General features: G+C 30.7%; 21 protein-coding genes and 2 other annotated features. Of the genes, 19 read left to right on the top strand and 2 right to left on the bottom strand.

From position 1 onward, the window contains the following. Nucleotides 1-62: 62 nt before the first annotated feature. The 3 genes from RR430_RS01955 to RR430_RS01945 are packed head-to-tail and all read left to right on the top strand — an operon-like array spanning nucleotide 63 to nucleotide 2,561. Nucleotides 63-518, top strand: coding sequence for a competence protein ComK (locus RR430_RS01955; RefSeq protein WP_332488121.1), 456 nt, complete (start codon nucleotides 63-65; stop codon nucleotides 516-518). Between the two features lie 32 nt (nucleotides 519-550). Further along, nucleotides 551-1,717 (top strand): DNA recombination protein RmuC, encoded by a 1,167-nt coding sequence (locus tag RR430_RS01950; protein WP_332488122.1) that lies wholly within the window; start codon nucleotides 551-553, stop codon nucleotides 1,715-1,717. Further along, nucleotides 1,698-2,561 (top strand): YitT family protein, encoded by an 864-nt coding sequence (locus tag RR430_RS01945; protein WP_332488123.1) that lies wholly within the window; start codon nucleotides 1,698-1,700, stop codon nucleotides 2,559-2,561. The genes RR430_RS01950 and RR430_RS01945 overlap by 20 nt, the downstream gene beginning before the upstream one ends. A 46-nt stretch (nucleotides 2,562-2,607) precedes the next feature. On the opposite strand, the gene trpS is transcribed toward RR430_RS01945, so the two are convergent. Together trpS and RR430_RS01935 are read right to left on the bottom strand one after the other, a co-directional pair. Next, nucleotides 2,608-3,597, bottom strand: coding sequence for a tryptophan--tRNA ligase (gene trpS, locus RR430_RS01940; RefSeq protein ID WP_332488124.1), 990 nt, complete (start codon nucleotides 3,595-3,597; stop codon nucleotides 2,608-2,610). Nucleotides 3,598-3,636: 39 nt separating this feature from the next. Beyond that, nucleotides 3,637-3,840 (bottom strand) — a binding site (T-box leader). A 3-nt stretch (nucleotides 3,841-3,843) separates the two neighbouring features. Further along, nucleotides 3,844-5,220: an APC family permease gene (locus RR430_RS01935; protein ID WP_332486248.1), complete on the bottom strand. Its 1,377-nt coding sequence runs from the start codon at nucleotides 5,218-5,220 to the stop codon at nucleotides 3,844-3,846. Between the two features lie 110 nt (nucleotides 5,221-5,330). Here RR430_RS01935 and spx point away from each other — a divergent pair, with 110 nt between their 5' ends. From spx to RR430_RS01855, 16 genes are all read left to right on the top strand, one after another. After that, nucleotides 5,331-5,765 carry a transcriptional regulator Spx gene (gene spx, locus RR430_RS01930; RefSeq protein WP_332486247.1) on the top strand — a complete coding sequence of 145 codons (435 nt, stop codon included), beginning with the start codon at nucleotides 5,331-5,333 and terminating at the stop codon, nucleotides 5,763-5,765. Between the two features lie 53 nt (nucleotides 5,766-5,818). Continuing rightward, nucleotides 5,819-6,961, top strand: coding sequence for a tRNA 2-thiouridine(34) synthase MnmA (gene mnmA, locus RR430_RS01925; RefSeq protein ID WP_332486245.1), 1,143 nt, complete (start codon nucleotides 5,819-5,821; stop codon nucleotides 6,959-6,961). Then, nucleotides 6,958-7,656 carry a CPBP family intramembrane glutamic endopeptidase gene (locus RR430_RS01920; protein ID WP_332486244.1) on the top strand — a complete coding sequence of 233 codons (699 nt, stop codon included), beginning with the start codon at nucleotides 6,958-6,960 and terminating at the stop codon, nucleotides 7,654-7,656. Before mnmA ends, RR430_RS01920 begins: the two co-directional genes overlap by 4 nt. 3 nt (nucleotides 7,657-7,659) lie before the next feature. Next, nucleotides 7,660-9,825, top strand: coding sequence for an SF1B family DNA helicase RecD2 (gene recD2, locus RR430_RS01915; RefSeq protein WP_332486243.1), 2,166 nt, complete (start codon nucleotides 7,660-7,662; stop codon nucleotides 9,823-9,825). 1 nt (nucleotide 9,826) lies between these two features. Next, nucleotides 9,827-10,750, top strand: a complete 924-nt coding sequence (locus RR430_RS01910; protein WP_332486242.1) for an alpha/beta hydrolase — start codon at nucleotides 9,827-9,829, stop codon at nucleotides 10,748-10,750. A 58-nt stretch (nucleotides 10,751-10,808) separates the two neighbouring features. Beyond that, nucleotides 10,809-11,002 (top strand) — a binding site (T-box leader). Between the two features lie 43 nt (nucleotides 11,003-11,045). Then, the gene (gene alaS / locus RR430_RS01905) at nucleotides 11,046-13,670 is read left to right on the top strand and encodes an alanine--tRNA ligase (RefSeq protein ID WP_332486241.1); all 2,625 of its coding nucleotides are present in this window, start codon (nucleotides 11,046-11,048) and stop codon (nucleotides 13,668-13,670) included. 54 nt (nucleotides 13,671-13,724) lie between these two features. Next, nucleotides 13,725-13,988, top strand: a complete 264-nt coding sequence (locus RR430_RS01900; RefSeq protein ID WP_332486240.1) for an IreB family regulatory phosphoprotein — start codon at nucleotides 13,725-13,727, stop codon at nucleotides 13,986-13,988. 3 nt (nucleotides 13,989-13,991) lie between these two features. After that, a complete protein-coding gene (ruvX, locus tag RR430_RS01895) occupies nucleotides 13,992-14,408 on the top strand; it encodes a Holliday junction resolvase RuvX (protein ID WP_332486239.1) in 417 nt (138 codons plus the stop codon). Nucleotides 14,409-14,450: 42 nt separating this feature from the next. Further along, nucleotides 14,451-14,723 carry a DUF1292 domain-containing protein gene (locus tag RR430_RS01890; RefSeq protein ID WP_332486237.1) on the top strand — a complete coding sequence of 91 codons (273 nt, stop codon included), beginning with the start codon at nucleotides 14,451-14,453 and terminating at the stop codon, nucleotides 14,721-14,723. Then, entirely contained in the window at nucleotides 14,695-15,795 is a 1,101-nt protein-coding gene (gene mltG, locus RR430_RS01885) for an endolytic transglycosylase MltG (protein ID WP_332486236.1), read from the top strand. The genes RR430_RS01890 and mltG overlap by 29 nt, the downstream gene beginning before the upstream one ends. Nucleotides 15,796-15,802: 7 nt before the next feature. Further along, the gene (udk, locus tag RR430_RS01880; RefSeq protein WP_332486253.1) at nucleotides 15,803-16,435 is read left to right on the top strand and encodes a uridine kinase; all 633 of its coding nucleotides are present in this window, start codon (nucleotides 15,803-15,805) and stop codon (nucleotides 16,433-16,435) included. 29 nt (nucleotides 16,436-16,464) lie between these two features. Further along, the gene (gene greA, locus RR430_RS01875) at nucleotides 16,465-16,932 is read left to right on the top strand and encodes a transcription elongation factor GreA (RefSeq protein ID WP_332486251.1); all 468 of its coding nucleotides are present in this window, start codon (nucleotides 16,465-16,467) and stop codon (nucleotides 16,930-16,932) included. Nucleotides 16,933-16,973: 41 nt separating this feature from the next. Continuing rightward, nucleotides 16,974-17,432: a ComEA family DNA-binding protein gene (locus tag RR430_RS01870; RefSeq protein ID WP_332486235.1), complete on the top strand. Its 459-nt coding sequence runs from the start codon at nucleotides 16,974-16,976 to the stop codon at nucleotides 17,430-17,432. After that, nucleotides 17,429-19,300 (top strand): ComEC/Rec2 family competence protein, encoded by a 1,872-nt coding sequence (locus RR430_RS01865; RefSeq protein WP_332486234.1) that lies wholly within the window; start codon nucleotides 17,429-17,431, stop codon nucleotides 19,298-19,300. Before RR430_RS01870 ends, RR430_RS01865 begins: the two co-directional genes overlap by 4 nt. Before the next feature lie 10 nt (nucleotides 19,301-19,310). After that, the gene (holA, locus tag RR430_RS01860; protein WP_332486233.1) at nucleotides 19,311-20,267 is read left to right on the top strand and encodes a DNA polymerase III subunit delta; all 957 of its coding nucleotides are present in this window, start codon (nucleotides 19,311-19,313) and stop codon (nucleotides 20,265-20,267) included. Between the two features lie 2 nt (nucleotides 20,268-20,269). Next, on the top strand, nucleotides 20,270-20,778 hold a 509-nt coding region (locus tag RR430_RS01855), incomplete at its 3' end, for a serine dehydratase beta chain (protein WP_332508588.1).

Genomic DNA, 20,778 nt, shown 5'->3' with positions numbered 1-20,778 from the left:
TTTTTTATTGAAAGAAAGGATTTCGAAATATTATTTCGTATAAATTAATAGAGGTGACTAAAATGCCAATGCATAGTGATATAATTTATTTTGATCAAAAAACATATGAAACAGTCTGTATCAAAAATCAAGACAATGAAATTAGATTTAAAGGAAAACCAACAAAAGTATTAAATGAATGGTGTTTAGAACATGGTTCATCCTTGGAAGGAAGAATTGATAGTTTTAAGTATCTTTTAAAGGTTAGACAAAAACCGGGTATTTTGATATCTGAACGATGTAAAGTATTATTTATACCAACTTTATCTACGACATCAAATGATTGCCGCTATATTCAATATACACATATTAAAAAAATTATAAAAAATGGACCGAAATCCTGTACAGTTACAATGAATAATGGGAATAGTTATAATTTTAATGTAGATTATCGCGTTATTAAGCAACAACAAAAAAGAGCAAAACTCTATTTATCTAAGTTAAGATTACTTGATGGAAAATTCATATTTCTTAGATAATTATACATGGTATAATGTCTAAGGTGATAAATTTGAATAACGAATTAGTAGTTTATATTTTAATATTTTTAATTGTACTGATTTTATTAATTTTAGGAATCATGTTTTTTGTTATAAGCAAAAACAACTTAAAACAACAATATTTTATTAAAGAAGCATTAACTAATTCCAAACAAGATACTTCTCAAGAGATGGATCAATTACAATCTAAAATGATGCAAGATTTATTGCTATTTCAAACGAATATATTAAATACACTAAAAGGTGACTTTCATCAATTGAACGAAACAACTGTCAATCGCTTAGTTAATATCGAATCAAAAGTAAATGAAAGTTTACTTCAAGGTTTCGAACGAACAAATAAAGCATTTTCCAATATCCTTGAACAAATGGCACGTATTGATGAAACACAACAAAATTTAAAATCGCTTTCTTCTAATATAACTAGTTTACAAAATGTATTAACTGATAAAAAAACACGTGGTACTTATGGCGAAATAGAATTATATTCTATTCTGGAAAATGTATTTGGTAATAATGAAGCGCGTTTTTCTAGGCAAGTTAAATTATCAAATGGAGCTATTGCTGATTGTGTATTACATGCTCCTCAGCCACTTGGAGAAATAGTTATTGATTCTAAGTTTCCGTTGGAGAATTTTAATCGGTTAATCGATCAAGAAACTTCTTTACAAGATTTACCACATATTAAGAATGAATTTAGAAAAGATGTCGCTAAGCATATCAAAGATATCAAAAATAAATATCTTATGCCAGGAGAAACCGCTGAGATTGCTTATATGTTTATTCCTGCAGAAGCTATCTTTGCTGAGATTTATGGTCATTATGATGACTTAATACAATTATCTTATGAATCAAAAGTATATCTTGTTTCACCAACTACACTTATGGCCTATATCACCGCAATAAAAGCAATTTATTTAGGACAAGAAAGAAATGAGAGGGTGGAAGAAATTCAAGCAGAATTTGTTAAACTATCAAGAGAATTTGAGCGATTCCAAGAACGATTTAATACTGTAAGTAAAGATTTCGATAAAACATATAAAGATATTCAAACAGTTAGTATAACTAGTGATAAAATAGTAAAGAGATTTAAACAAATTGAATCAGTACAAATAGAAAATCAAAAGCAAAATAAAAGACTTTTAGGGGAAAGTGACAATGGAACAGAAGAAGCTTAAAAATTTTATAAGAACAATTACAATCGTTATATTCTCATCACTAATTTATTCAATATCTATGAATGCATTTGTTGATGCAGGTAATCTATTTCCAGGAGGATTCTCGGGGATATGTTTATTAATCACTAGGGGATTGAGCACTTTCATGGGAATAAATGTTTCTTTCTCAGTATTATATTTTTCTTTAAACATACTTGTAACTATATTAGTGTTTAAATATGTTGGTAAAATGTTTATTACGTATTCTATATTATGGTTTACTTGTACTAGTATATTTACGTCAATCCTTCCAATATATCCATTGACCCAGGATCAATTATTAATCACTGTATTTGGCGGTATTTTGAGTGGTCTTGGGATGGCTATTGCATTAAGAAATAATGCAAGTAGTGGGGGAGTCGATTTCATTGCAATCTATGCATCCAGTCGCTTCAATGTATCGACATGGAATTATGTATTTATATTTAATTCATTTATCTTGCTAATTGCCGGATTATTGTTTGGTTGGACTCAAGCTTTATATTCAATTATATTTCAATTTTGTAGTACACAAATGATTAATGAATTGCATACGCGATATAAATTAAAGAATTTATTTATTATAACATCTACACCAGATGAAGTATGTGAAGCGATTTTTAGAAATACACGACATGGTATAACAAAAATGAGGGCGGAGGGAGCTTATTCGCATTCACCTCGATGTTTCTTGTTCATGACAATAAATGCGTATCAAGTAAATGAAGTTGTTGATTCTATATTATTAGCTGATCCAAAAGCGTTTATTAATGTTGCGAATAGTGAACGTATTGTCGGAAATTATTATCAAAAACCATTAGATTAAATTATCAAATACAATATTTTAAAATTAACTAAAGAAAAAAATTGGTTTATCGAATTTCGATACCAATCTTTTTTTGTACTTTCATTAATTTTTTATGAGCCATAGTTCTTGCTTTTTGAGCACCTTGTTCAAGAACTTCCTCAATTTTTCCGCTTGCAATAATTTCGTTATATTTTGTTTGAATTTTTTCAAGTTCTGCTATTACAACATCCGCAACAGCTTTCTTAAATTCACCATATCCAACATTTTCGAACTGCTTAACAAGTTCTTCTATTGGTGTACCTTGTAGACTTGACATAATTTCTAATAGGTTACTAACTCCGGGTTGATTAACTGGATCATAATTAACTTTACCCACGTTATCAGTGACTGCAGACATAATCTTTTTACGTGCAACGTTTAAATCATCAAGTAAATGAATACATCCTTTATCGCCTTTATCGGATTTACTCATTTTTTTAGTTGGCTCACTTAATGACATAATTCTAGCGCCAACTTTTGGTACAACAGGTTCTGGTACTTTAAATAGTTCACAATTATAGCGATTATTAAAACGAAGTGCTAAATCACGAGTCAATTCTACATGTTGTTTTTGATCCTCGCCAACCGGAACATATTCAGGGTCATAAATTAAAATATCTGCTGCCATTAGGGCAGGGTATGTATATAATCCACCCGTTAGATTCGTTTCACCCTTAGCTTGTTTATCTTTAAATTGTGTCATACGGTTTAACTCACCCATATAAGTTGAACAACACATAATAAATCCAAGCTGAGCGTGTTCCATTACATCAGATTGCAAGAAAATTGTGCTGCGTTCTGGATCTAAGCCACACGCAAGATATAATGCGATAGCATCTTTTAAATTTTTTCTTAATTCAATGGGGTCTTGAGGGACTGTAATACAATGTAGATTCGCAATAAATACAATCATTTCATACTCATCTTGATACTTTACAAAGTTTCGTAATGCACCAATGTAGTTTCCTAGTGTTAATTGACCACTTGGTTTAATTCCACTTAACATTTTTTTCATTTTTGTAGCCTCCTTTGACTAAAAAAAGCATCCTTATCTTGTAAGGACGCTTGAACGTGGTACCACCTAACTTATTCCTCTAATAAGGAATCACTTCTAGATAACGGTTAGTTTCCGTAAATGACTCATGCCATTTAATGCTCCAAAGTCCCAATTCATTAATTTATGTATTATGGTTTGCACCGGACACCATATCTCTAGCAAGTACATAAGCTAATTACTATTCTTTTTCAACGCTATCTATATTTAAGCACTTTTCTTTCTGCGAATCAAGAGACCTACTGCAATAATTACTAATGTAATTAACATATAGACATTAAACTTAGGTCTAATTATTCCGCCATATAGAATAATTAATGAACCTATAATTGCTAAAGTAGGGTAAACGTATCTTCCTAAAAATGATTTTGTCTTTACTTTATCAGGACGTAATAGCACACCTAAATACATGCAACATAGAAATAAATAATTCATTACAATTGGTAAATCATCAATAGCTAAACCTTCAAATATAGATAATCCATATACAGCTGCTCCATCAAGTGATAAGAAGTGGAACAACAAGAATAGTAAATTAACAATTAGGCAAGCTATACTAGTATTTATTGGTGTATCAAATTTAGTATTTATTTTAGCAAGTGTTTTACTAAATGGTAATTCGCCACGAACAGCCAATGCATAAGGTGTACGGATGTAACCAAGAATTAAGCCGTTTAAAGTACCTAAAACAGAAATGATAATAAATAATAATACTATTTTAATTCCCCACGGACCTAATAATTGATTTGCTATCGCAGAGATTGGATCGACTCCTGCAAGCAATGCATCAGGACCTAAATAGGAACAAACTCCACAAAAATAAAGTAAGTATAAGAAAATAATAATGATAGGTGCAAGCACTAATGCAAGAGTTAAGTTCTTTTGTGGATCTTTAATTTCATGTGCAATACTTGGTGCTATCATCCAACCATCAGTGGCAAATGCTACTGCGATAACGGCAGTAAGAAACCCAGTAGATGATGTTACATATTGAGGATTTACAGCAATAACTTGAGAAGGGTTACCTAAAATTAGACCGGCAATCGATAGCACTAATAAGGCAAATATCTTAGCAAACATTGCAAAACTTTGAAATTTACTAGCATTTTTAGTTTGAAATGTATTTACGACATAGTAGAACAACATATAAAATATTGCCAACGGCCATACCCATATGTTAAATTGACCCGTTGTTAATAGATTATCAAGACCAAATAAACCAAGCGTGTAGTTTGCACCAACCCATGCAATTACGGCAATAATTGCGGGATAGTAAATAATCGATTGAAACCAGCCAGCTAAAAATCCTAATGTTTTTCCCCAGCTTGTTTCACAATATGACACCAAACCGCCTATATTGTTATCATTTGATGAGTACTGAGAAATTGTCAATCCGCCAAATATAATCCCTAATGCAGCGACTACAAATGCCAATATACCCATTATTACATTTCCATTTGTATTTTGAATGATTGTAGGGGTTTTAAAGAAAATACCAGATCCTATTACAATACCTACAATCATTGCAATAGTAGTTAAAAGACCAAATTTTCGCTTTGGTAAATTGGGTTTATTGTTATCCATAAAAATCTCCTCTTTTAGTAAATGATATTAAAAATGTGAATTTTGTCAACATATTTCTATACCTAGAAGAAACTTTATTGTATAATAAAACTAGATGGAGGTAATCATCTATGATCGTTGTATATACTTCTCCTGGCTGTGCATCTTGTAGGAAAGTTAAGAATTGGTTAAAAGAGAGAAACTTACCCTTCGTTGAGAAAAATATTTTTACAACCTTGCTTAATGAGGTAGAAATTAAACATTTGCTTCAAAGAAGCGAGAACGGAACAGAAGACATAATTTCGAAACGTTCTAAAATTATGCAAGAAGAAAAGATTGATTTGGATCAATTATCACTAAATGAATTAGTTAAATTTATTCAAAAAAATCCCTCAGTCCTTAAACGTCCAATTATTCTAAATGAATCAGTTTTCCAAGTAGGATATGACGAAGAAGAGATTGATGCGTTTATTCCAGCAGAACTTAGAAAACTTGCGGTATTCTCTTGTAACACAGCTTGCCCTAACTTTGATGGTTGCGGTAAAGTGCGAGAAACAGAGAAATAGAGCTATATAAATAGCTCTATTTTTGTATTATAATAATGAATTGAGGTGTTAATGTGAAAATATTAGTTGGATTATCAGGTGGAGTAGACTCTGCTGTATGTGCTTATTTATTAAAACAACAAGGACATGATGTTACTTGTGCTTTTATGCGTAATTGGGATGCTTTGGCTAACAATGACGTATTGGGGAATCCTACATTAGATAATGATGTATGTCCACAAGAAAGTGATTGGATGGATGCTAAAAGTGTTGCTGAAACACTTGGATTAGAGTTATTAAGAGTCGATTTTGTGAAAGAATATTGGGATGATGTATTCATGACTTTTATTAATGAATATAAACTTGGTAGAACTCCTAATCCTGATATTTTATGTAATAAATATATTAAATTTCAAAGCTTTATTGAATTTGCAAGGAAGAATGGTTTTGATTGGGTAGCTACTGGTCATTATGCAAAAGTAGTACATACCGATACAAATACATTTTTATACAAAGCTGATGATGATAATAAAGATCAAACATATTTCTTATGTCAAATAGCAAAAGAAGCATTATGCAACACTTTATTTCCTTTAGGTGACATTGATAAGCCTGAAGTTAGAAGAATTGCAAAAGAATTAAATTTGTCAATTGCATCTAAAAAAGATTCTACTGGAATATGCTTTATTGGCGAAAGAAATTTTAGACAATTTCTTAAAAATTACCTTCCTGCTAAATCTGGTTTAATTATCAATATTGATACAAATGAAGAACTGGGTAAGCATGATGGAGTCCTTTATTATACAATAGGACAACGTAAAGGTCTTAATATCGGTGGTGCTGGAGGACCTTGGTTTGTTGTTGGTAAAAATGTTGAAAACAATGAATTATATGTAGCTAGTGGAGAAGATAATCAGTGGCTAAAATCAACTAGATGCATAGTAACAGGTGTCAATTGGTTAGCAGATCACAATTTTGAGTTACTTGATTGCCAAGCAAAATTTAGATATAGACAAAAAGATAATGAAATTACATTGCACATACTTGATGAAACGACTGTTGAATGTATTTACCCAAATGGGATTAAATCTGTAACACCTGGCCAAGAAGCTGTATTCTACAAGGATGGCTTAGTTCTTGGTGGGGGTGTCATAGATCAAGTATTTCAAGGTGATGAAGATTTATTTAAAAAAATCATCAATAAACGAATATTATGAGCGAAATAAGTAATAAAAATAAAGTAATCGTATTATTGAATTACTTTTTAGGTTATTTAGTAATATATCCAATTATTATAGGATTTGTAATAAATACTGCGTATAAATATTTAGGACTTGATATTAGTTTTATAGTTCAATTTGCTTTTTACATTATATTTCTTATATCCATGGGTATATTATGTAAACCCGCATTAAAAGATTTAATTAAAGGTATTAATAACAATTTTGTAAAAATATTAAAAATAACTGTTGGAAATTTATTAATAGGTTATGCATTAAGCTATGTAATTAATATGATTATCATGATATTTACAAATCAGTATTCATCAGTTAATCAAGTTAGTATAGAAACACAATTGGCTTCTACTCCATTATTGATTGTTTTTGTGACTGTCATATTTGCACCAATTGTTGAGGAGTTAGTATTTAGAGGAGTTATCTATAAATTTATAGAAGAACATTCTAATTTTATATGGGCAGCAATACTAAGTGCTTTTGTATTTGGGGGGTTGCATGTAGTTACTTCAATATTTACATTAAATTTTGCTGATTTGTTATTTTCACTCACATATATTGCGCAAGGAATTATGATAGCTAAAAATTATTTCGAAACAAAAAGTTTTGCTGGTGCTTGGCTTTACCATTTCTTAAATAATTTTATTGCGATTATAATATTATTACTGTTAGGATAAACTATGGAAAAAATTACTGGTAAGTTTACACACACTATCTTTAGAAGCGATGAGTCATATTTTACAGTGGCTCGTTTTGAGCTTCACTCACTCGATGAGAAAAATATAATCGTTACAGGATATTTACCAGTACTTGAAGATAATGATGTTTTATATGAACTTGAAGGTGATTATATAGAACATCAAAAATATGGCATGCAATTTAGCGTAAAAGGTTATAGTAAAGTAATTCCTACTGATAATGATTCCATTATTCGTTATTTATCGAGTCCTTTGTTTGAAGGTATTGGTAGAAAATTTGCGGAAAAAATTATTGAGACATTAGGCGTTACTTGCATAGATCAAATTAAGGAAGATCCCTCTTGTTTAGATTTGGTGCCTAAGATGTCGGATAAGAAGAAGGAAAGTATTATCAATGGTTTATCTTCAGATAAAGATGAATTTGAAGAAACTTTACAATTTTTTACAATGCACGGACTAGGAATTAGAAATATTATTCGATTAAATAGGGTCTATGGTACTGAAGCAATAAAAAAAATATCTGAAAATCCTTATCGTGTAATAGAGGAATGTGATGGTTTCGGCTTTAAAACGGCTGATAAAATTGCTTTGTCCATGGGCTATGAATTGGATCATCCATATCGTGTTGAAGCATATCTTGCGACATTAACAATGGATTGTTGCATGAGGACTGGTGATAGTTTTGTTTTAGTAGATAAGTTAAAACAAGAATTTGACAAAGCATGTGGTAAATTAGAAATTAATTTCGAAGATTATTTTAATTTGTTAATAAAAAAAAGGCGATTACTACAAGAGGAAAATAGGGTGTATCCAATCAGCCAATATGATGCTGAAACAGGAATAGCTCATTTTTTGAATTTGTTTCCTTATGAAACACTTGATCCTTATAACGAAGAAAAATTAAATGATTCTTTAAGAGAAATACAAGAAAAATTAAATATTGAATATGATCCAATGCAAATGGAAGCGATTCATACATTTATATCAAAAGATTTTATGATACTCACTGGAGGACCTGGTACAGGAAAAACAACGGTTGTTCGTGGAATGGTTTCTATCTTTAGGAATATGTATCCATTAGCTAATATTGCTTGTTGTGCTCCTACTGGAAGAGCAGCTAAGCGTTTAGCTGAATTAACAGAGGTACAAGCCTATACTATACACAGCTTATTAGCTTGGGATCTAGAATCAAACACTTTTGGAAAGAATAAGAATGAACCTTTGTTTATTGATTTACTTATTGTAGATGAGTTTTCTATGGTAGATAATTGGTTATTTTATAACTTAACTCAGGCATCAGTTCATGTTAAAAAAATATGTATTATCGGTGATGAAAATCAATTACCTAGTGTTTCTCCAGGATGCTTATTAAAAGACTTAATTGATTCAAATTTGTTTCCAGTAGTAGGATTGAAACATATATTTAGACAGCAGGATGGTTCAGATGTGATTGAACTTGCTTCACAAATACGAAATGGACAATTAAATTTATCTGAGTTAAAAAACGATGTTGCATTTTTTAATGCTGAGCAATATGATGTCAAAGATTTAATTGTTAATATTGTTAAGCAAGCACTAGATAAAGGATATGAATTAAAAGATATTCAAGTTCTTGCTTGTATGTATTCAGGTGTTGCGGGAATTGATCGTTTAAATAATGCATTACAAACTTGTTTCAACCCTACGTCTGCTTCACGAAGAGAATGGAAGGTTGGATATCGCACATTTAGAGAAAACGATAAGATATTACAACTTAAGAATCAACCCGATGATGATGTGTATAATGGTGATATTGGAACACTTGTAGAAATTACTTATCCAGCAGAAGATCCTAATAATACCGTTCGGTTTTTAATAGATTTTGAAGGTATATTTGTTGAATATACACCTGAAACATTTGATCGCATAACACACGCTTATTGTATTTCGGTTCATAAAAGCCAGGGTAGCGAATATCCGATTGTCATCTTGCCACTGATTGCTCAACATCGCCATATGTTAAAAAAGAGTTTAGTTTATACAGCAGTTACTCGTGCAAAGAAATCACTTGTTTTACTAGGAAATGAAACTATTGCGTTGGAGGCTTGTCATACAATTGAAAAACGAAGAAATACTACTCTCATTCCACGATTAAAAGGAGAAATATAGTATGTATAAAGGACTTGGTGAATACGCATTAATTAATGACTGCAATCATTATTTTTTACACTTTCCTTTAGAAAGTGACATCGTTATCTTACATATACACGGAGGTCCTGGACAAAGCACAAGTGATTTTGCTTATTTACAAGAAGAATATTTTAATTATTCAAACTTTGTATATTATGATCAAAGAGGTGCTGGGCGAACACAATTAAAAAATAAGTCTACGCCTGATGAAATAACTACTGAACAGCTTCTTGATGATTTAGATAAAATTGTCGATTTTATTAGTGAACGTTATCATACTAAAAAGATAATCCTTCTAGGACATTCTTGGGGAAGTATTTTAGGAACTTTGTATATTCAAAAGCATCCAGAGAAAGTTATTGGTTATGTAGGGATGGGACAAGTAATCAATATTTATCGTGGTGAAAAACGTGCTTATGATAGACTGGGAACGATGATAAAAGAATCAGACATTAAGAAATACGAAAAACTGCGCAGTGCATTTTCACATAATCATTTTGATGTATCACGCATGGGAGAACTTAGAGGTCTTGAAAGTAAATATGGATTTATGAATTCTATGGGATCATTTATACAAAAATATATTAAATCTCCTTATTTTAAATGGTCAGATCTATATATACTTTTTACTGCATATAAACCAAATAAAAATTTAATAGATGAGTTGAACACTTACGATGCTGCTTCAGTTACAAACTATAAATGCCCAGTTTTCTATTTATGTGGAAGATTAGATTGGCAAGTGCCTACAGTATTGGTTCAGGAATACTTTGAAACAATTACAGCACCACAAAAAGGAATCTATATTATTGAAGACGCTACTCATTCATCTGACATAGATAAGCCAAAAGAATTTCATAAACTACTTAATGAAATTGTAGAAATCATAACTAACAGCAAATAGCATATACTATCGATTTCTATTACGCTTGCAAATGACTTAAAATATGCTAGAATAATATAAGAAATCGAAGAAAAAGATAAGTAAATTAAGGAATTTTAAAGAGAGAAGATGTTAGGTGTAAATCTTCATTGAACTTAATTGAAGCTACTTTGGAGAGTGGTTAATAACCAACGTGAATCTGCGTTAATGATAATCAAGGTGCATACCAATGGTATGAATCAGGATGGTACCGCGAAATTATTCGTTCCTGTTGTTTTTTACAGGAACGTTTTTTATTTATTAGGAGGAAAACTATATGAAACAGTTAACAGGGAATCAAGTAAGACAAATGTTCTTAGATTATTTCGCAAGTAAAGGTCATGTAATTGAACCAGGAGCAAGTTTAGTACCACATAACGATCCTACTTTATTATGGATTAATGCAGGAGTTGCTGCATTGAAAAAATATTTTGATGGAAGCGAAAAACCAAAATGTAACCGTATTACTAATGCACAAAAAAGTATTCGTACAAATGACATTGAAAATGTTGGTAAAACTGCACGTCACCATACATTTTTTGAAATGTTAGGTAACTTTTCTATTGGTGATTACTTCAAAGAAGAAGCTATCCAATTTGCATGGGAATTTTTAACTTCACCAGAATGGATTGGCTTTGATAAAGAAAAAATGTATGTGACTGTTTATCCAGATGATGAGGTTGCATATAATACTTGGGTAAATATTTGTAAAGTAGATCCAAGTCATATCTTGAGAACTGCCGATAATTTTTGGGAAATCGGTGAGGGTCCTAGTGGACCAGATAGTGAAATATTTTATGACCGTGGTTCTAAATATGATCCAGAAGGACTTGGTGAAAAATTATTTTTTGAAGAGATGGAAAATGATCGCTATATTGAAGTTTGGAATGTTGTATTCTCTCAATATGACGCTAAAGAAGGGGTAGATCGTAAAGACTATAAAGAGTTACCTCAAAAAAATATTGATACTGGTATGGGATTGGAACGTTTAGTCGCTTTAATTCAAGAAGGTGAAACAAACTTTGATACTGACTTATTTCTTCCAGTTATTCGTGCAACTGAAAAAATGGCAAAAGTTCCTTATGAAGGTGAATACAAGATGGCATATCGCGTAATTGCTGACCATATTCGTACTGTAACATTCGCTATTAGTGATGGTGCAGTATTCTCAAATGAAGGTAGAGGATATGTATTACGTCGAGTATTGCGTCGTGCCGTTCGTTTTGGTATTAAAATTGGAATTCAAGGTGCATTTATGTATAAACTTGTTCCAGTAGTTGCTGAAATGATGAAGGATTTCTATCCGTATTTACAAGAAAAAATTGATCTAGTTTCAAAATTAGTTAAAACTGAAGAAGAAACATTTCATTCTACATTAACTAACGGTGAAAAACTATTAATGGAAGCTTTAGATGCTACTACTAATTCTAAAGTTCTTGATGGAGAAGTGATGTTCAAGTTATATGATACATATGGTTTTCCTAAAGAATTAACTAAAGAAATAGCAGAAGATAAAGGTTATACAGTTGATATTGAAGGATTTAATAAGCAAATGCAACTTCAAAAAGAAAGAGCTCGTAACGCGCGAGATGATGAACAATCAATGTCTAGCCAATCAATTGATTTAATGAATTTTGAAGAAGAATCAACATTTATTGGATATACCGATACAACTTGTCATAGCAAAGTAATCGCATGCTTCAAAGACGGTGTAAGAGTTAATGAAATAAATGGTGAGGGTGATATCATTGTCGATACAACATGTTTCTATGCTGAAAGCGGAGGACAAATTGCTGATACTGGTACATTTGCAAATGATAGTTTCAGTGGTTTTGTAACTGATGTTAAAAAAGCACCTCATAAACAACATTTACATCATTTAGTTGATATTAAAGGAACTTTACATGAAGGTGATGTGATTGATGGTGTTATTGATATAGAACGCCGTTTAAATATTAAGGCTAATCATTCATCATTACATCTACTACAAAGTGCTTTACGTAAAGTAGTTGGAACGCATATTGCTCAAGCTGGTTCATATGTATGTGAAGACTATGCACGTTTTGACTTTACACATTTTGAAAAACTTAGTGATGAACAACTTTCTCAAATTGAAGAAGAAGTTAATAATATGATTATGCATGATAATCAAGTAATTACTGAAGTTCTAACAATTGATGAAGCTAAACAATCAGGAGCTATTGCCTTATTTGATGAAAAATATGGTGACACAGTACGTGTTGTTTCTATGGGTGAGGTATCTAAAGAGTTTTGTGGTGGTACTCACGTAAGTAATACACAAGAAATAGGTGTTTTTAAAATTGACACTGAAGAAAGTATAGGTTCTGGTATTCGTCGTATTACATCAAAGACAAAAATGGCTGCTTATCATGATTTAATTGCTAAAGAAAACATGATGAAAGTGATAGCTAGTAATATGAAACTTAACTCAATTAGTTTACTTGAAGAAAAAGTATCATTAATGTTAGATGAAAATGCACAATTGAAAAAAGAATTACAAAAACAAAATGAAAAAATGATGATGCTTGAAGCTGATGAAACTATTAAACAAGCAAAGCAAATCAACGGATTAAATGTACTATTGCTTCGTAAAGAAAATGCTGATACTAATTCATTAAAAACATATGCTGAAGTTTTAAGAAATAAGTGCGATAATGCATTTGTATTCATATCAAATGTTAGTGAAGATAAAATTACATTTGTGGTGGCTTCAAGTAAAGCTGCAATTGATGCTGGATTAAAAGCAGGAGATATTGCAAAACTTGCAGCTTCAATGAGTAATGGAAATGGTGGGGGAAGACCTGACCTTGCTCAATCTGGTGGAAAAGATGTATCAAAACTTGATGAAATCTTTAACACAATCGAATCAAAACTTGCTTAAAGTCTTTTAATTTAAAGCATTTTAAGCTAAAATATCATAAAGGGGGTAAGACCTATGACAAATAAAGATTTAACTGAAACAATGAATTTCAAATCTGATGAAATTCGTCGTAACAACATCAAACAAGTTCTTCGTCTAACACAAGAAGCACTAGAAGAGAGAGGATATAATTCTGTTAACCAATTAGCAGGATATTTAATCTCTAATGACCCCGCTTACATTTCTAGCCATAGAAATGCGAGAAGTATTATTCAATCTGTTGAAAGACATGAACTAATTGAGGAACTAGTTCGCTATTACTTAGAGGAAAATAAGTAATATATGAAACGAGTATTAGGCCTAGACTTAGGAAGCCGTACATGTGGAGTTGCAGTGAGTGATCCTCTAGGCATTATCGCAAGAGCTGTAAAAACAATTCGTTTCAATGATGGTGATTATGAAAATGCTTGTGAGCAAGTATTAGCGGAAGTCAAAGAATTTCAAGTTGATGAAATAGTACTTGGTTTACCTAAACATATGAATGGTGATGTTGGAATTCGTGGAAATATTTCTATCGATTTCAAAAATATGTTAGAAGAAAGATGTTCTTGTTCTGTTATCCTAATAGATGAACGCTTAACAACAGTTGCAGCTCAAAAAATATTAATCGCTGCAGATGTGTCAAGAAAGAAACGCAAACAAGTCATTGATCAAATGGCCGCTGTACAAATTTTGCAAGGATATCTTGATAGTAAATAACTGGGCGTTGTAACGCCCTTTACTTTGAAAAGGAGACTATGTATGGAATCAAATAAAATTACAATTACCGAAGAAGATGGAACACAAAAAGAAATGGACATACTTTTCACTTTTGATGATGATTCAAGAGAGAAAAGTTATGTGCTATTTACTGATCCTCAAGATCCTGAAGGGGAAGTTTTTGCGTGTTCTTATACATTAGATGGTGAGATGATACCTGTCGATGACCCAGAAGAATGGAGCATGATTGAAGAAGTATTTGGTGCTTTTGTGGAGGAAATCGAAGATGCCAACGGTGAAAACGAAGAAGCGTAAACGCAGAATAAACTATAAAAACATTTTAATTCTAGTTTTCTTACTCTTACTTTTAGTTGGTGGAGGCAGTTTCTTTTATTATGACAATTCATTAAAACCAATATCAAAAAATTCAATGACTGGATCATTTGTTATTGAAGGTGGTCAATCAATGAAGACAGTATTAAAGAACCTTAAGAATGAAGGATTCATTAAAGATGACTTTACAGCATTAGTTTTTGCTAAAACTAATGATTTAACAAGTGTTAAAAAGGGTGAATATACCTTAGATAAGAATTGGAATGTGAAAACGATATTAGAATATTTAAATGATTCTAAATCGGCTAATGTAGATGACTCTCGTATTACCATTATTGAAGGTGATTGGGCGAAGCATATTGCACAAAAAGTGGCATCTTCAACAAATGTGAGTGAAGAAGAACTATTGGCATTATGGAATAATGTTGATTATATTAAATCCATCATGGGTAAATATCCTTTCTTAACTGATGATATCTTCAATGAGAATAGTCGCTATTATTTAGAAGGATACTTATTTCCTAATACTTATGATTTTTTTAAGGAAACAACTGCACAAGATGTAACAGAGAAAATCCTTGATCAAACACTAGTTATTTACAATAAGTATAAGAGCGATTTTGATCGTGTAATGCAAGAACGTGGTATGACTTTACACCAATTGTTTACTTTGGCTTCCATTGTGCAATACGAAGCTAGTAGTAGTGAGGATATGAAAATGATTGCCGGTGTGTTTTATAACCGTTTAAATGAAGGTATGATGTTACAAAGCAGTGTTACTGTGTGCTACGCAATTGACATTGACAAAGGTGATGATTGGATGAAGTGTGAAGTTAATCCAAGTTTTGATTCACCATATAATACATATAAATTTACAGGTTTACCTCCAGGTCCTATCTTAAATCCTGGTGAAGCTGCAATTGAAGCAACATTAAATCCAACTGGATCAAGTTACTATTATTTCATGGCTGATGTTTATGGTGATGGCAAAGTATATTACACTGAGACATACGCTGAGCATCAAAAAAATGTAAATAAGTATTTAAAGAAATAGAGGTGTGATAATGAGACCTATAGTTATAGGAATAGCTGGTGGTAGTGCATCAGGAAAAACATCTGTATCAAGAAAAGTACGTGAAGCTTTTATTGATACTAATTCAGTGACTATTATTCGTCAAGATGACTACTACAAAGATCAAACACATTTACCAATGGAAGAACGTGTTAAAACTAATTACGATCATCCATTTGCATTTGATAATGATCTATTGTTTAACCAAATTAATGAGTTATTACAAGGTAATGATGTTGAAAAACCAATCTATGATTTCGTAAACCATACAAGAAGTAGTGAAACTGAAGTAATCAAACCAAGTGATGTACTTATTCTTGAAGGTTTATTTATTCTTGAAAACGAACAATTGCGTGATATCTTAGATATTAAGATATTTGTTGATACTGATGCTGATATTCGTTTTATTAGAAGACTTAAACGAGATGTAGAAGATCGTGGTAGAACTTTAGACTCAGTTATTAATCAATATATGAGCACAGTAAGAGATATGCATAGTTTGTTTATTGAACCAAGTAAGCGATATGCTGATATTATTATCCCAGAGGGTGGTAAAAACTCAGTTGCAATCGATTTATTGACTACAAAAATAAGTAGTATTATTACAAGCAATATGCTATAATACGGTACGTTAGGAGTGATTTTATGGCAATGGATGAAAAAATTTATGTAACCCAAGAAGGGTTAGATGAATTAAAAAAGGAATATGAAAATTTAGTACATGTTGTAAAAAACGAAGTTATTGAAGATTTGAAAGCAGCACGTGCACAAGGTGACTTATCAGAAAATGCTGATTATGATGCCGCAAGAGATCGTCAAGCACAAGTTGAAGCTCGAATTCGTGATTTAGAAGTAATGTTAAACAATGTTGAGATTATCCAAGAGAAAAAGGGTCGTTCTCAAATTGTTAAACTTGGTTCTACAGTAGAAATTGAAGATTTGGAGACAAAAGAGGTTGAAACATTCATTATCGTAGGTTCAGTTGAATCTGACCCATTAAATGGTAAATTATCAAATGTTACTCCGCTTGCAGTTGCACTTCTTGATAAAAAAGTTGGTGCTGTTGTTGATGTAGAAGTCGACGATCCATATCAAGTAAGAATTATTTCAGTTAAATAGGATTTATATAATTTATTGCGTAAAAATAAGTAGGTGACTTTATGAAAAAACTACTTATTTTTTTATTTGCTTTTAGTATATTAATACCTAATGTTCAACCAATAACGTTAATTAATAGAGAATGTAATCAAATTGAAATTAAAGGTGAAGTAGTGGAAGCTACTATTTTATGTATGAAGCCAACATCAACCATTAAAGATGCATTGAGTCATGTCACATTAAAAGAGACAGCTGATATGACTAATGTTAATTTAAGTATCGTACTTGCACATGGTGACATAATTAATATCCCTAAATACATCGAACAAACTCGCATATCTATTAATTTTTCTTCATTAGATGAACTAATGACATTACCTGGTATAGGTAAAAGTACTGCTAATAAAATTATTAATTATCGCAATACGCATGGACTATTTAAAACACTAGAAGATATTATGAATATACCTGGAATTAAAATATCTAAATATAATAAAATCAAGGATAAAATTTGTTTATGAATCGTATACTTCCGTGTTTTTTATGGTGTTTTATTTGCATACAGTTCAATAGTTTACCTTGTTTTATTGTAGGAGCAATTTTATATTTTTACAAATATCGTGATGTAAGTATAATCCTTTTAATACTGCTGTTTTCATATTGTTTATACTTTAATATTCGAATTGTCCCAGCAACTACTAGTGGACGTATAGTTCAACTTACCACCAATAGTATTATTATTGAAAACAATGGTGCAAGATCACTAATTTCAAATTGTGACATTAGAGATTATGATAGTTTTATTGAAGTAATAGGTTCGCCTAGACAAATTGAAAGTGCACCTTCATCATTTGGCTTTTCGTTTAAAAAATGGGCACAACAAAATAATATTAGTTCATCTGTCTATGCTTCTAGTTGTAGTTATATTAAAAAAGCTAATACTTTAAGAAGTGGTTTTCAAAAAATAATAAACAATAAAAGTGATAGTGATTTATACTACAAAGTATTCTTTAATGTTTCATCAAATGATCAAGATTTTATAAATACACTCAACACTTTAGGATTTCCATTAATAGGATTTATTACATTGCTTAAAAATATACTTAAACGTTTTTTATATGATGCACATATTAAATGGATTGAGGGCTCTGTACTGATATTAATTTGTTTACTTACTGGATTTAATTTTGTTTCTATGCGTTTACTGATAGGTTTTGGTTGTCGTTTTCTTAAAGGTGACGCTAAATTTAGATGTGGTATATTTGGAATTATTTGTGCTTTACTTTTTCCAACATACCTAACATCACTAGGATTTATTATTCCATTTGGATTTCGATTAATCTTTGCTACAGAGTGTAATAAGAAATTAGCAAGAATATTTTTTCTAGTAATTATTCAATCGTTATTTTTTTCTAAAATTCAGATTGGGTTAATATTATTTTATTCAGTAATAATTTTGATACAAGGATTACTTTTTGCGCTTGCCTTACTTAATCTTATTATTCCTATTTTAAATAGTTCAATTATTAATATATTTTTATCCCCAATATCCTTTTTGCAGTTATTCAAAATCACTGGAAATCCTTTAGGTTTGGGGCTAGTGCTATACATATTAATCATACTAAATATCAAAAAATACCATGTAGAAATTGCGTTAGGGGTATATCTGACTTTTATTTTATTAGGTTTATTTCATCCTTTTTCTGAGGTTTGTTTTATTCAAATAGGACAAGGCGATAGTATATTGTTACGAAAACCATTTAATCAAGGTAATTATTTAATTGATACTGGTGAGTCTAAAAATTATGCTTTATTAAAAGCAAACTTGGATGCACGAAGTATATATGAATTGGATGGTATATTCATAAGTCACTCCGATTTAGATCATTCTGGTAACCTTGAACAGTTATTATTGGATTATAATGTAAAGAATGTATATACAAATCATGAATCACTAAACGATGAAACTATCGATTTTAAAAGTATTAATCAATCTTACTATGATAATCCTAATGATAATTCACAAGTTCAAATAGTGGGTATAAAGAATCTGAATTTTCTATTTGTTGCTGATATCTCAAAATCAGTTGAATTTGATTTACTGAATCAATTAGTTGCAATGCCGATCGATATCCTAAAAGTAGGACATCATGGCTCAAATACAAGCACGTCAAGAGAACTACTTACAAAAACAAATCCTAAAATAGCAATCATTTCAAGTGGCTTAAATAATAAATACGGTCATCCACACAAAGAAACGATTGAAATATTAGATAAATTTGGAGTATTTTGGCTAGATACAAAAAATGAAGGCGATATCACTATAATTTTTACACGATTTATTAATTTATTACTCACGAGTAGTGGAAAAATTGGTATAATATCATAGTGGTGATAAGATGAACTATTTAATTGTTGGAACAGAAGCTTATTTAATAAGAAAAGAGCTTAATAAAATCATGTTGCAAGGCGAGATAGAAAGTAATTCTATGGATACTATTTTTTATGATGGTCAAGCAAATGATTTTTCAATAAATCCTGTTTTAGAAGATTGTAATACACCACCATTTTTCAATAAAAAGAAAACAGTAATAATTAATAATCCTGTCTTTTTATCAGCGCAAAAAAGTTTACCAGAAAATGAAGTAGCAAGTTTAGAAAAATATTTAAAAAACTCGTCATACGATGCTGATTTGATTTTTACGGGTGATGTAACATTGGATAAACGTAAAAAAATTGTTAAATTACTTCAAACAAATGCACGATTTATGCAATTGGATAGACTATCATTACAAGAATTTAGGAGTTATGTTCTTAAAAATCTAAAAGAAAACAAAATAGAAATCACAAATGATGGAAGGGATGAATTGTTGGACAGATTACCTAATGATTTAGAAAACTTTCATTCAGAATTAGATAAAATGAATTTATATGGTAAGCAACTTGATAAAGAAGGGGTATCTAGACTAATTAGTAGACCTCTTGATGAAGATGTTTTTCATCTTGTTAATGATGTTGTGAGTCGTAATATGAAAAGTGCATTGCATTTATGGAATGATTTATTTGTATTAAATAAAGATCCCATCTACTTAGTTGCTTTATTAGCAAGTCAATTCAGACTTCTTTACCAAGTTAGAACTTATTTAGATATGGGATATAGTGAAAAAGATATACAAAGAGAGTTAAAAGTACATCCTTATCGAATTACAAAAGCAATCGAATCATTAAGAGGATTGACAAAGGATAGATGTTTATATATTTTAAATGCCTTGGCTGAATTAGATCAGTCATTTAAAATGGGAATATTAGATAAAAAAATAGGTTTCGAAATGTTTTTAATTAGAACAGCGAGGTAAGTATGCAGTCATTACGTGAATTATATAAGGTAGGTCCTGGACCTAGTAGTAGTCATACATTAGCACCTAAACGTGCTTGCTTATTATTTATTGAGGAGTATGGCCATTTGCCTCGATATGAAGTAGATTTATTTGGTTCTCTTTCTTTAACAGGTAGAGGACATTTTACTGATAAAATTATTGAGGATACGTTAGCGCCATCCAAAGTTGAAATTCATTTTAATTTATCATGGGAAGAGAAACATCCCAATGGTTTTTATTTACGTGGATATAACGAAGATAATGTTTGCATAGCTTTATGGACTGTGTTTTCTTTAGGCGGAGGAAGCATTGAAGTTAAAGAAAAAAAACTTTCATACAATGAGATATGTTATAAAGAAAAATCATTAGATGAAATTAAAGAAGTCTGTTTTAATGAAAAATTATCATTAGTAGATTATGTATTTAAAAATGAAGATGAAACATTTGAAGAATATTTAAATCTTGTTTTAACAGCAATGATAAATTCTGT

The organism is Anaerorhabdus sp. (assembly GCF_036641015.1).
Taxonomy (GTDB): domain Bacteria; phylum Bacillota_I; class Bacilli_A; order Erysipelotrichales; family Erysipelotrichaceae; genus Anaerorhabdus.
Note: the sequence above shows the minus strand (reverse complement) of the source record. Positions and strands in the feature narration are given on the sequence as shown.

Bases quoted from the DNA above. Each gene is read 5' to 3' on its own strand.
- RR430_RS01955 (WP_332488121.1), top strand. From the start codon at position 63: ATGCCAATGCATAGTGATATAATTTATTTTGATCAAAAAACATATGAA.
- RR430_RS01945 (WP_332488123.1), top strand. From the start codon at position 1,698: ATGGAACAGAAGAAGCTTAAAAATTTTATAAGAACAATTACAATCGTT.
- trpS (WP_332488124.1), bottom strand. From the start codon at position 3,597: ATGAAAAAAATGTTAAGTGGAATTAAACCAAGTGGTCAATTAACACTA.
- RR430_RS01935 (WP_332486248.1), bottom strand. From the start codon at position 5,220: ATGGATAACAATAAACCCAATTTACCAAAGCGAAAATTTGGTCTTTTA.
- spx (WP_332486247.1), top strand. From the start codon at position 5,331: ATGATCGTTGTATATACTTCTCCTGGCTGTGCATCTTGTAGGAAAGTT.
- RR430_RS01920 (WP_332486244.1), top strand. From the start codon at position 6,958: ATGAGCGAAATAAGTAATAAAAATAAAGTAATCGTATTATTGAATTAC.
- recD2 (WP_332486243.1), top strand. From the start codon at position 7,660: ATGGAAAAAATTACTGGTAAGTTTACACACACTATCTTTAGAAGCGAT.
- RR430_RS01910 (WP_332486242.1), top strand. From the start codon at position 9,827: ATGTATAAAGGACTTGGTGAATACGCATTAATTAATGACTGCAATCAT.
- alaS (WP_332486241.1), top strand. From the start codon at position 11,046: ATGAAACAGTTAACAGGGAATCAAGTAAGACAAATGTTCTTAGATTAT.
- RR430_RS01900 (WP_332486240.1), top strand. From the start codon at position 13,725: ATGACAAATAAAGATTTAACTGAAACAATGAATTTCAAATCTGATGAA.
- ruvX (WP_332486239.1), top strand. From the start codon at position 13,992: ATGAAACGAGTATTAGGCCTAGACTTAGGAAGCCGTACATGTGGAGTT.
- RR430_RS01890 (WP_332486237.1), top strand. From the start codon at position 14,451: ATGGAATCAAATAAAATTACAATTACCGAAGAAGATGGAACACAAAAA.
- mltG (WP_332486236.1), top strand. From the start codon at position 14,695: ATGCCAACGGTGAAAACGAAGAAGCGTAAACGCAGAATAAACTATAAA.
- greA (WP_332486251.1), top strand. From the start codon at position 16,465: ATGGATGAAAAAATTTATGTAACCCAAGAAGGGTTAGATGAATTAAAA.
- RR430_RS01870 (WP_332486235.1), top strand. From the start codon at position 16,974: ATGAAAAAACTACTTATTTTTTTATTTGCTTTTAGTATATTAATACCT.
- RR430_RS01865 (WP_332486234.1), top strand. From the start codon at position 17,429: ATGAATCGTATACTTCCGTGTTTTTTATGGTGTTTTATTTGCATACAG.
- holA (WP_332486233.1), top strand. From the start codon at position 19,311: ATGAACTATTTAATTGTTGGAACAGAAGCTTATTTAATAAGAAAAGAG.